Annotated in this window: 9 protein-coding genes, 3 tRNA genes and 1 riboswitch; of the genes, 7 read left to right on the plus strand and 5 right to left on the minus strand. The window is 44.3% G+C overall.

Translation table 11 applies throughout. From position 1 onward, the window contains the following. Positions 1–1,994: retention module-containing protein (locus OW491_RS02540; RefSeq protein ID WP_290034550.1), on the minus strand; the 1,994-nt coding region annotated here is incomplete at its 3' end. Between the two features lie 197 nt (positions 1,995–2,191). Continuing rightward, positions 2,192–3,922: a YcaO-like family protein gene (locus OW491_RS02545; protein WP_290034551.1), complete on the minus strand. Its 1,731-nt coding sequence runs from the start codon at positions 3,920–3,922 to the stop codon at positions 2,192–2,194. Between the two features lie 266 nt (positions 3,923–4,188). On the opposite strand from OW491_RS02545, the gene OW491_RS02550 reads away from it, so the two are divergent. The 7 genes from OW491_RS02550 (at position 4,189) to OW491_RS02580 (ending at position 9,481) form a co-directional block, all read left to right on the plus strand. After that, positions 4,189–4,264, plus strand: a tRNA-Asn gene (locus OW491_RS02550). 14 nt (positions 4,265–4,278) lie between these two features. Continuing rightward, positions 4,279–4,355 (plus strand) — tRNA-Pro (locus tag OW491_RS02555). Positions 4,356–4,408: 53 nt separating this feature from the next. Next, positions 4,409–4,485, plus strand: a tRNA-Pro gene (locus OW491_RS02560). Positions 4,486–4,653: 168 nt separating this feature from the next. After that, on the plus strand, positions 4,654–6,285 hold the full coding sequence (locus OW491_RS02565; protein ID WP_290034552.1) for a GGDEF domain-containing protein: 1,632 nt from the start codon (positions 4,654–4,656) through the stop codon (positions 6,283–6,285). A gap of 124 nt (positions 6,286–6,409) precedes the next feature. After that, on the plus strand, positions 6,410–7,054 hold the full coding sequence (locus OW491_RS02570; RefSeq protein WP_075171882.1) for an XRE family transcriptional regulator: 645 nt from the start codon (positions 6,410–6,412) through the stop codon (positions 7,052–7,054). A 53-nt stretch (positions 7,055–7,107) separates the two neighbouring features. Then, positions 7,108–7,209, plus strand: a riboswitch (SAM-I-IV-variant riboswitch). 40 nt (positions 7,210–7,249) lie between these two features. Continuing rightward, complete coding sequence (locus OW491_RS02575) at positions 7,250–7,642, plus strand: hypothetical protein (protein WP_290034553.1); 393 nt, start codon at positions 7,250–7,252, stop codon at positions 7,640–7,642. A 96-nt stretch (positions 7,643–7,738) separates the two neighbouring features. Beyond that, entirely contained in the window at positions 7,739–9,481 is a 1,743-nt protein-coding gene (locus OW491_RS02580; RefSeq protein ID WP_075171880.1) for a DEAD/DEAH box helicase, read from the plus strand. A gap of 86 nt (positions 9,482–9,567) precedes the next feature. Here OW491_RS02580 and OW491_RS02585 read toward each other — a convergent pair whose 3' ends face one another. The 3 genes from OW491_RS02585 to OW491_RS02595 form a co-directional block, all read right to left on the minus strand. Next, positions 9,568–10,035, minus strand: a complete 468-nt coding sequence (locus OW491_RS02585) for a glycine zipper 2TM domain-containing protein (protein ID WP_075171879.1) — start codon at positions 10,033–10,035, stop codon at positions 9,568–9,570. Between the two features lie 82 nt (positions 10,036–10,117). Further along, positions 10,118–11,896, minus strand: coding sequence for an ABC transporter ATP-binding protein (locus OW491_RS02590; RefSeq protein ID WP_290034554.1), 1,779 nt, complete (start codon positions 11,894–11,896; stop codon positions 10,118–10,120). 147 nt (positions 11,897–12,043) lie between these two features. Next, positions 12,044–12,286 (minus strand): DUF465 domain-containing protein, encoded by a 243-nt coding sequence (locus OW491_RS02595; RefSeq protein ID WP_075180136.1) that lies wholly within the window; start codon positions 12,284–12,286, stop codon positions 12,044–12,046. Between the last annotated feature and the right edge of the window lie 182 nt (positions 12,287–12,468).

Consider the following 12,468-nt stretch of genomic DNA (forward strand, 5'->3'; position numbering starts at 1 on the left):
GGGAAGGTCACTTCGCCTGTGGTCTGGCCCACAGGGATGGTGATGGTCTCACCGTTGTCTAGCGTGATGACCAGCGGCGTGTCGACCGGCGGGTTATCCACGGTCGCTGTGACGGTGATGTCACCGCCTTCTTCTACGCTAGGGGTGCTCTCAAGGGTGACAGTAGTTACATCATTGTCATCTACGATTGTTGTAGTCGAAGTATCAGTAGTATCAATACTTTCATAACCACCACCGGTAGTGCTATCAACACTGAATTCGACTGGGGTATCAGGGTCAGCGTAAACATCGTCTGCTACAGGGAAAGTCACAGAACCTGTAGTTTCACCAACAGGAATCGTGATTTCTTCACCATTATCTAGCGTAATTACTAATGGTGTATCAATCGGTGGATTATCAACGGTGGCTGTAACCGTAATATCACCGCCTTCTTCAACACTTGGAGTACTTTCCAGGGTAACAGTAGTCGGATCATTATCATCAACAACTGTAGTTACTGCGGTATCGGAGGTATCAAGATTTTCATAACCACCTCCGACAGCACTACCGACACCAAATTCAACAGGAGTGTCTGAGTCTGCATAAACATTATCATCAGCGGGGAATGTAATTGATCCTACAGTTTCGCCAACCGGAATGATTATTTCTTCACCATTATCTAGGGTGATTACTAACGGTGTATCTATTGGTGGATTATCGACAGTTGCTGTTACCGTAATATCGCCGCCTTCTTCAACATTTGGCGTACTTTCTAAGGTAACAGTAGTCGTTGTGAGGTCTGCCGGGTCATTAGCATCAACAATTGATGTTGTAACAGTAGCCGCAGCTGAGTCTACAACAACAGCTTCAAAGCCGCCCGAAGTCGGATTACTGATGCTAACAGTAAAGTCCTCGACCCCTTCGGAATAAGCATCATTGACGGCATCTACAGAAAAAGAAACCTCAGTTGATCCAGCAGGAATTGTGACTTGGGTTACACCTTCAACAATATCACCGCTGTCTGCACTAACAAAGCTGTAGAGGATATCAACAACTAGATCTTCAACAGGAGCCTCATCTATAGTTACCGTATAGCTGGCTGTATCGCCTTCAGCAACACTGGTATCACCCGTAATACTTAACGTAACGGTATCTTCTACTCCCGGCGTTGGCTCATCGAGTATGGTACCGACGCCTTCACCATCAGCAACCTCTGCATTACCGGAAGTAATATCTGTTATGTCTAAAAGGAAGGTTTCCGGCTGCTCTGCTAAGTTATCATCCGTAATCGGTACCGAAATAACAACAGAGGTCTCGCCTGCGGGAATAACGGCTGTGCCTGAGACTGGCGTATAATCGGCTCCATCTACAGCACTAGCATTATTGTTGGTGGTATATGTGAAAACAACGTCCGAATCAGCAGCAACATTTATGCTAACTGTAAATGCCAATGCACCTAGGTCTTCGTTAACGGTTACGTCATTAACGGATAGCTGTGGAATTGCAGCTGATTCACTCGAAACTTCTCCACCTGGCTCACGAATTATGTCATTCGTCTCTCGTTCAACACCAATGGTTTCGTAACCGGCTTCTGGGTCTTCTTCAAGCGCTGTACGAGTCAATATTTCAAAACGAACGCCGTCATCGCCTTGCCCACCGGCGCCAGGAGCACCCGCGGCTGTTTCTTCAGCTACTTGAGTAGGGTCTTCACCAGCCAAGATGGCTTGTTGGATAGCATCAACTGCTGCAAGGTCTTCATCAGCTACTGCATCTTCTACAGGGTAGTCAGCGGCTTCAGTATAGGTTTCAGCTGAGATTAACCAGCTTTGCCCACCGCCTAGTACAACTTCTTGACCGTTAGCCATGTATATTTCAACAGATGCATCAGGTGAAGTTCTGATCAGCTCATCTGCAAAAACCTCATCACCAAGCGCAAGCAAACGCTCCGACCCATCAGATTTTATTGCATAAACCAAACCAGAAATAAAAGTAACCGTACCGACAGCAGAAGCCATGCTATTTCCTCATAAACTTTTTAGACCATTACAGCCCAAAATACAGGGATGCAATAGACAATAAAATTGTACCGAGGGTCAGTATAGTTAAAGTTTTAGACTGAGCAGGATAAAAGCCTAAAAAATCATAGAGAAAGACAACAAAAGATACCTACAAATATCGATGTAGTACTGGGACTACGACATACAAAATAATTTCAAAGACTTTTAGCACTTTTTAATCGTTTAAGCCGACTGTAAACCGCCAACATTGCAGAGTGTGACTTAAAGCACTGAACGTTATCATCGATAACATGGAGATCCTCAAAGACTCTACTGCCTGCAAGCATCGCTTGGCAACGCGAAAAAACAGCTTCGCCGTATACATCAATGAATACCATTTTCACTTCATCAAGCTGGATTTCATGCTGCTCATTCAGCGCCAGAAGCTGGCTCAAGCACCTAAATAATTTAATACTATTACGATTAGGTAAACGCTTAATCGAGTGACAGGCTTTTGCTGCCATGACTAAGCGCCCGAGCTTCAAGCAAATCAAACACTTCAATTCAGCTACACTAAGCTCATTAAAATAGCTTTCTTTGTCAGGAAAAACACCTAATAACGCAGCCACATTGCCAGCTTCACCAAACACCCCATCTTCTATCAAATTTAAAAGGCTAGATAACTCTCCATCAGAGGCAGCGTTTAAATCAAACACAACAGAGCGCAACTCAACCATCGCACTATCATTGCTAACAACTAGCCGATCCACTGGATAAACATCAGACATACCTGGGACAATCACTCGGCATACATACAACCCCAAATATTCGTAATCAGCTATATAGATATCCATATCTACACGATGAATTAGATGACACAGATGCTCGAATTCGGCTTCACTATCCCCATCCACGTTCCATTCAGTAAACGCATAATCTGAATCAGTAGATAGAAGATCCCATGAGATAACACCATTTGAGTAAAAACTATGGGCTTCTAAATTCTCCTGATCAGCAACTTTTTGCAGATCAAAAACAGGCTCCGGAAATGCTTTATCTGGGTCTAAGGTAACACGCTGCATGACTTTCGAAGCCACCCTCAACAGTGCAATCTCAAATTTAGGATGAGCACCAAAGGCAGCAAAACAGCCACCATCTTCTGGATCAAAAATTGTCATACCGACTAATGGAAACTTACCCCCCAACGACGCATCGAGCACATACACAATATAACCCAGCTCACGTAGAAGATTTATTATTGCCACGGCATCCGGATACCGTTCTACAACAACCGGCGGAATCCTGGGTAAGCTTATCCCAGAAGATAGAATCGTATTTTTAATATGGCGTTCAAAGATTTCCGATAAAGCATGTACTCGCGCTTCAAATTTATTATTGCCAGCAGCGGAGCCATTACCCACATATAACGTATCGATAATTTTGACTGGAAACCACACCTCTCGTGCTGTTTTTTGATGCACAAAAGGAAGCCCACACACACCTCGGCTTACATCATCAGAGTTAAAGTCTAATAGCATATGAGCTTTGAGGTTATCGTCCATATTGTAGTGACTGAGCGTAGCCTCATCTAACAAACCTGCCGGGATGTTGTCCGAATCAACGGAAAACCAACGCTCATTGGGATAATAAATGAAGGAAGAGTCCGCACCCTGCTTGCCTAGATAGCTCCTGGCAAAAAAATAGTTACAGCCTAAATGCTCAATAAACGCACCTAGCGCACTCGCTAATGCCGCTTGTTTCGTGATACCTCTACCTTTAACTGACAAGCCCTTACAAGACACATCTCTCAGCTGCACGGACCACACGTAAGGAGCAGGGTTAAGCCAATCAAATTGCTCAACCACGAAGCCATTATCTACTAATAACTGCGACATTCTTTTAATAGATACTTCTAAAGATACATCTTTACCTAATACACGCGACATGTTGTAACTCTATAAAATTGAACGCACTCTTCATTTCATCAACACCCAATGAAGTACTTTCTGACAGACCGCACCCTGCAAACACAACTAAGCGCTGAACTGGACAATACACATTGCAACATAACTTGCTTCTAAATATAAGGACTACCATCCGCCTACTTAAGGTTATTAAAAATAAAGAGTTTTTTCTGAATCTTTTTGAAAAATAAGCTTGACGACTGACGGCCTCATCACTAATATACGCGCCCATCAGGTTGAGCAACCATTCCTCGATAGCTCAGTTGGTAGAGCAGTAGACTGTTAATCTATTGGTCGCTGGTTCGAGTCCAGCTCGAGGAGCCAAACCTGATATGTGTCGGAGCATAGCGCAGCCTGGTAGCGCATCTGCTTTGGGAGCAGAGGGTCGCAGGTTCGAATCCTGCTGCTCCGACCATTAAAAACATAGGCAACAAATTTATAATATTCTTATTATAAATCCCAACGTGTCGGAGCATAGCGCAGCCTGGTAGCGCATCTGCTTTGGGAGCAGAGGGTCGCAGGTTCGAATCCTGCTGCTCCGACCATTCTTATTTATCTATCCATCCAATTTTATTTCATACAAAAGCCAAATCTATTTTTTGATTTTATACTCGCTTTGCACCTGTTAAAGTAGATCTCCTATAAGGGTTTACATTTACTGAGGTGTCAGTTTGCCCCTCTTAAAAAAGCACTTTTGTCCAAAGGAATGGCAAGTGACTAAGCGGTTCATCATTTTATTTACCATCTTTGCATGCTGCTTTGTTGCACAGCTGTCGCATGGAGCAAACCAAGAGGTTTCATTACAACTACGATGGAGCCATCAAGCACAGTTTATCGGCTATTATGTTGCCAAAGAAAAAGGCTTTTACGAATCCCTCAACCTTGATGTCACTATAAAAGCTGGAGGCCATGGAATAATACCCTGGCAAGAGATAAAAGCAGGAAGGTCTGACTTTGCAGTCGACAACAGCAATGCATTTACAGCTTACATCGAAGGCGAACCTATCATTAGCCTTGCTGCCATATTCCAACACTCACCAAGCATCTTCCTTTCTAAGAGCAGCTCGGGTATCAGACAACCCCGAGATCTAGTCGGTAAGAGAGTCATGGCATTTCCAGGCAGCCAAGACCCCGAACTCATATTACTACTTTTAAAACAAGGTATTGCACTTGAAGATGTCAACCTTATTGCCACTAGCGCCGATTTAAACGACCTTATAACTAATAAAGTAGATGCATTTAGCGCTTACATTTCAAATGAGCCCTACTATCTTCAAAAACTGAACATTAACTTTAACATCATTAGCCCCAAACAATACGGCATAGACTTCTACAGTGATGTCCTTATAACCAATCCCACCTTAGCTCAACAATCGCCAGAATTAGTCGATCGCTTTATTTCAGCCAGCCTAGAGGGCTGGCGCTATGCTCTCAACCACCCAGAAGAAGCTATCAGTATTTTATATGACAAATACAACACTCAAAAAGAAATAGGACATTTAAGATACGAACTAAATTTAGCCAGAGAGCTAATCATGCCTGACCTATTTGATATTGGTCACATGAACCCTAAGCGCTGGGAAATAATGCAAGACACCCTGCTTCAGTACAAACTGGTAAAGCAAAGCAGACCTGTTGAGGACTTCATTTACAACAGCAAAGAGTCAATTACATGGAGTAATTGGCTACCAATTATATATCCGCTTGTGGCCTTGGTTTTGGCTTTAACCATTCTCAGCTTCTACCTTATTTCCTTAAATCGGAAGCTGAAGAAAGAGATCCGCAACCGAATTTATACAGAAACCCAGCTAAAACACCTTGCTAACCACGACCCTTTAACAGGATTAGCAAACCGCTCAGCATTAACCAACAAACTTGACACACTGGTTAAGCTTGCTCGTCGCAACAAAGAAACACCCGCTCTTCTGTATATAGACCTGGATGGCTTCAAGGAAATTAACGACACACACGGTCACTCATCTGGTGACCAAGTCCTTATTAGATTTGCTAAGCGCACACGTATGATACTAAGAGAAAGTGACATTTTTGCCAGACTGGGTGGTGATGAGTTTGTCATACTCTTGTCCTCTTCTGACCGCGCTGGAGCACACCACTTAGCACGCAAAATACTACTGAACTTCAAAACCCCATTTAAACTGCTTTCTGGTGATTACTACATCAGCGCTAGTATAGGCATTGCCATTTATGATCAATACGATGAAGCGGCCGATCAATTTCTTATTCGTGCTGACCACGCCATGTATCATATTAAGCGAAGCGGAAAATCAGGCATTAGCATCGCCCCTGCCCACAAACGAAAAAGGCCGTTAAAAAATGTCGTATAGTCTCTTTTAAAACAGTTTATTTCCAATAAGAAACAAATTGCAATTTCGTTTATCATCTACATTTACGCCCTTTAATTTCCCACACCTTCGGGCGAGATGTATATTTTAGCGAAAAGGCATACGGATGACCGACGACCTAGACAACCTCACTCCCCCTGAAAACACTAACCCAGCCTTTGAAGTAACAAAAACTTACGGCCACGATAAATCAGTTGAACCATTGCAACTAGGGAAACGCGTAAGACAAATTCGCCTCAGCCAAAATTTAACACTCGAAGAAGCAAGCAAACTGACAGGGCTCGCACGTTCAACCTTATCAAAGATAGAGAACGAGCAGATATCCCCTACCTTTAGCGCAGTGAGCAAACTGGTTAAAGGGCTAGGGATAGACATGCCTCAGCTTTTTACCCAACCCCAAAGCGCAAGCGGTGCTACTGGACGCCGAGACATCACCAAAGCAGGCGAAGGCAAACCGCACCCAACCACAACCTATGAACATGAGCTTTTAGCCAACAAGCTCAGTACAAAAAAAATGCTACCTTACAAAACAACGGTAAGAGCCAGAAACTTTTCGGAATTTGGTGATTGGGTGCGACACGAAGGAGAAGAACTGCTGTATGTCATCGAGGGAGATATCATATTTTACACTGAATTTTATGAGCCTATTCAGCTAACCACTGGCGATAGTGCTTATTATGATTGTGAAATGGGCCACGCTGTTATATCAACAAGCCCAAAGGATGCTGTAATCCTATGGGTAACAGCTTAGGCCACCTCACTGCAAAGCATCTATTGCCCTGTTCTAAGGAGCCTGCTACATTAAACGTTCATCAAGAGTAGGGCTGACGCCCTCACCAACCTGCCTACCCGGGCAAGGTGGTAACCCACAAAGATGCGGCCTTACAGGCAACAATACGGGGAATACAGCGTCAGCTCTTGGTTATCTAATAATCCGGAGCACACCATGTTTGAAGCACATTTTTGCACAGCAGCGGAAGAAACATTAACACACCCCAATCCGCCCAGTCTTAAATCAACCCCCGCTCTACCTAAAAACCAAGGCCAACAACGGTTATTTAAACGTGCCGTACAGCACCCAAGATACAATTGCTCTGTATGGATATGGAATGCTTTTGGCAAAAAAAGTGACTACTCGAACACGAGCAAATTGCACGAGTTCATTCACCTTGAATATAAAAAACATAACAATGAAACTGGCTCTATTTTTGTAGAATCAAGCACCCCCTTACTCTCAAGCGATGCAATGATAGAACAGCTACTAAGCACTACCATCACCGACATTTCTCCCCAAAAGAGTGACGAATGGCTCCATAGTCTACAAAACGAGGGGATTTAACCTGTACTAAAAGCGCTTGGTATCTTATACTGTAGCGCTATTCATATTTATCCCATCCAGGTTGATTTATTCAACCACGATTTACAGGTTTATTAGATGTCATCAGACAACCTGCCCGCTTTTTCAGAACTGGGCCTGGCTGCTCCTTTGTTACAATCATTACAAGAGATCGGCTACGAAACACCTTCCCCAATACAGGCGGCAAGCATTCCGCATCTGTTGGAAGGTAAAGACTTACTCGGACAAGCCCAAACGGGTACCGGTAAGACAGCAGCGTTTGCACTTCCTTTACTGTCGCGCATCGACACTAAGAAAAAAGTGCCTCAATTGCTTGTTTTAGCGCCAACACGTGAGCTTGCAATTCAAGTAGCCGAAGCATTCCAGACATATGCTCGCCATATGCCTGATTTCCATGTACTACCTATTTACGGTGGTTCCGCGTACGATGGACAACTACGCCAATTACGTCGTGGTGTTCAAGTAGTCGTCGGCACACCTGGCCGCGTAATGGATCATATCCGTCGCGGATCTTTAGTACTAAACGACCTACAAGCCCTTGTCTTAGATGAAGCCGATGAAATGCTTCGCATGGGCTTTATAGACGATGTCGATTGGATACTCGAGCATACGCCATCTACACGACAAATCGCACTGTTTTCAGCGACGATGCCTCAAGCGATTCGTCGCTTAGCACTTCAGCACTTAAAATCGCCTGAAGAAATTAAAATCGCAAGCAAAACAGCTACTGCTACAACGATCACGCAGAAATACTGGCGTGTAAGTGGCCTGCATAAGCTAGATGCCCTAACCCGCATCTTAGAAATGCAGCAGTTTGACGCGATGCTGATTTTTGTTCGTACAAAATCAGCAACCGTTGAATTATCAGAAAAATTGACTGCACGTGGCTATTCGTGCGAAGCACTTAATGGCGACGTTACTCAGCAGTTACGAGAGCGAACCGTTGAGCGTCTGCGCCAAGGTAAGTTAGACATTGTTGTAGCGACTGATGTTGTAGCGCGCGGCTTAGATGTAGAGCGTATCAGCCACGTATTGAACTACGATATTCCTTACGATACTGAATCATATGTCCACCGTATTGGGCGTACAGGACGTGCGGGACGCGAAGGCGAAGCAATCCTATTTGTTTCACCACGCGAGCAACGTATGCTACGCATGATCGAGCAAGCAACTCGTCAAAAAATCGAGCCGATGGAATTACCGTCTACAGCTGATATCAACACCAAACGTGTTGACCGCTTTAAGCAGCAAATCAGTGATACCCTAGACAGCCAAGATCTATCGCAATATGTCGATTTATTGACCAAGTATCAAACAGAGCATGACACGGATCCGCTGTTTATTGCTGCTGCCTTAGCTTCTCTTTTGCAAGGCAAGACACCGCTACTCTTAAGCGAGCGTGAACTGCGTGGCCCTAAAGGCTTTGAAGACCGCCCTCCTCGTGAACGCGGTGAGCGAAAAGAGCGTCGTCCTAAACGTTCTAGCGGCTCTGATGAAAACATGCAGCGCTACTGCCTATCGGTTGGTCGTGAGCATGGCGTTAAGCCTGGCAACATTGTTGGCGCTATCGCCAATGAAGCCGATATCGAAAGCAAATTTATTGGCCATATTGATATCCGCGATAAAGCAACATTTGTTGATTTACCGTCAGGCTTACCAAAAGAGACGATTGAGGTACTTAAACGAACAGTAGTTTGTGGCCAGCGACTCAACGCAAAATCAGTTGATGGTGCCGGTACGGAATCAGGCTCTAAGCCAAGCCGTTCCAAAGAAGGCCGAGACAGACCACGCAAACCGCGCAAGCCTCGCGCTGCAGAATAATTAAGTATTTAATCAATAAAATACTCCATTATAAAAGGCTGCATATGCAGCCTTTTTTACTATTTCATAGCTTACGCCACGCCGAATTAGTAAGTGATCCGAGTTGTGCCTCCACGTTGCAATAAGCGTATTTGGTCACCTACTCTAAAAAACTGCTGATTTTCAACTTCTTGTACAACAGAAATTTCTTGGCCATCCGCCATTCGTAGCGTCACTTCTTGACCTTGTTTACGTGTAGCACTCTCTTCTAGCTTTGAACCTAGCACACCACCAGCAACCGCACCTAACACAGCCGCAATACTGCTTCCTTTACCACCACCCACTGAACTGCCTGCTAGCGCTCCGACAATAGTTCCGGCACCGCCGCCCACGATCCCATCTTGCCGCCCTTCGATAACCACTGGCGTCACCGAGGTTACCGTACCATAACGTACTTGCTGAACTTGGCGCGCATCTTTCTGGCTATAAGTTGTTCCTGTTAAACTTGGGCTTGCGCAGCCAGTTAACAATACCGACGCGACAACAACAGCACCTAGTACTTTATGTTTTACCATGACTATCCCTCTTTCAAAAACTTTGCCTTAACTGACAATATGCCATGTAGTATATGACATAAACTGAACAGAAAAATTCGATTTAACTTGCGAGTGAGCCATATAGGCGAGCATAAAGTCCATTCTGCTGAAGAAGCGCGTCGTGATGCCCTTCTTCAGCTATCAGCCCATCCTCAAACACATAGACTCTATCCGCTTGCTTTACAGCACTTAGTCGATGCGCAATTATAATTGTTGTTCGCCCATCTAAGAATCGCTCTAAAGCAAGATGTACCGCATGCTCAGTCTCTGTATCTAAAGCTGAAGTTGCCTCATCTAATACAACGACTTTTGGGTTTGATAACACCATACGGGCGATAGCTAATCGTTGGCGCTGCCCTCCCGACAAACGAATTCCCTGCCTACCTACTTTAGCATCCAACCCATTCTCTAGCTCACTAACAAAACCACTTAACTGAGCCACCTCTAGCGCCGCCCATAATGCTGGTTCCGTAAAATCTTGCCCCATACACAGATTTGTTCTGACAGTCCCATTGAATAAAGCCGGATGCTGCAAGACAGTAGCAACATTCGCCCTTACAACTGACAAACCGATCTGACTAACAGGCACACCATTAAATTTAACCTCTCCTTCTTGCGCGCTGTACAACCCTAACAAAACTTGAACCAAAGTGGACTTACCACCACCGCTCACACCGACTAAAGCCACCTTCTGCCCAGCCTCAACATGCAAACTAATCCCCTTGAGCACTTCATTGTCTGCATTGTAGCGAAAATGAATATTATCAAGCGTCACACTAACACTCTTACGCCCAGCAAAAGGGTTTTCCAACATTGGATAATTTGGCTCTTGCTTCAGGTCTATTAAACGATTTAATCGCACCAATGCCGCTTTTGCTCCATAAAAAGCGTACTGCATATTCAGCACTTCTTGGACAGGCCCCATCATGAACCAAAGGTAGCCAAAGACAGCCATCATTTCGCCAATCGACAGATTAGAGAAGACGACCATGAGCATTGTAATCGCTCTAAAAATATCGAATCCGATCAAAAAAACCAAAAAGCTAAAACGTCCTGCTGCTTCACTACGCCACTCAAATGCAGAAGACTGATCCCTTACACCACGCGCCAACCGCGTAAGCTGACCAAGATAATACTCCTCTCGATTAGCTGAACGCACTTGCTGAATAGCATCTAATGTTTCGGTAAGCGCCCCTTGAAAAACCTCATAAGCTTTATTTTCTCGTTTCTTTAATTCTTTAACTCGCTTGCCAATCACGGTTGTGAAATAAATAACAACGGGGTTAAGAAACATGATGAACAACGCCAGCTGCCAATGCACCCAAAACAGGATTACCGCTGTGCCCACAATTGATAAGCTAGCTACCAATAATCGACTAACTGAGGTCCCTACAAAACGATCTACCGTATCCAAGTCCGTTACAAAGTGCGAGCTGATAGCGCCACTGCCCAACGTTTCGTACTCCACCATCGCAACCTTGCCTAATCTGGCGAGCAATAGTGAGCGCATTTTGTAAATAACGTCTTTGGAGATTAACGTGAACTGTCGTGACTGCCATACATTTAAAACCAAAGCCATGGCACGTAGAACAATTGTACACATCAAAATAGCAACGATATAAAGCACCGGGCCGTGCCAATCTAAAGGAAATAATGAGTTTAAAAATTGAACCATCTTACCTGGTTGTTCAAGAAGAACCTCATCAACTAATAAAGGCATTAGCAATGGCAAAGGTACCGAAGCGCACGCAGCTAAAATAGCCACCACGTTTGCCACTACGAGCGACTTTTTATGAGTGAAGGCAATCTGGGTAATGTATGACCAATCAAACTGAAACAAACGTATATCCACGATTCAAAAAAACAGAATACACAGCATACACAGCATACTGCGAGCGGACGACAAACCAAACAAAAACACCCGCAAAAGCGGGTGTTTTTGTATAATTGACTCGATGAATAGTCATTTATGGATTAGCGGCTCTCGCTATGCCTTCTCACTTAGCATTGCGTAAAGCTTATCCTTCAAACGAAGCCTTCTTAGTTTCAATTCCTCTTCCATTTTAGAAGACCCAGGTTTTACCTCTGCCTCCATTAACTCTACTTCTTTTGTAACTTCATGGTACTCGTCAAAAAGCTTTAAAAAGTGCGCATCTGTCATTTTAAGCGCATGAATTTGATCTCTGTACTCTGGCAATTCGTGCACCAAATCATGGTGTTCAATACCCATATTTACATTCCTTATCATTGTAAAAAAGCAGATGCTGTTAGTATCCGCCTCTATTGAAAAAAGAACATTGACACCTATCAACAAACGCCGCTCACCCTACTAAGGGCTTCAATCAACTTACCAGTACGTAAAAACTAGCTCCCCAGAAACCCCAGGGTTAGATTAAGCGCTTATCTGCACTT

It is taken from the genome of Neptunomonas sp. CHC150 (assembly GCF_030397555.1).
GTDB classification, from domain to species: Bacteria; Pseudomonadota; Gammaproteobacteria; order Pseudomonadales; family Balneatricaceae; genus Neptunomonas; species Neptunomonas phycophila.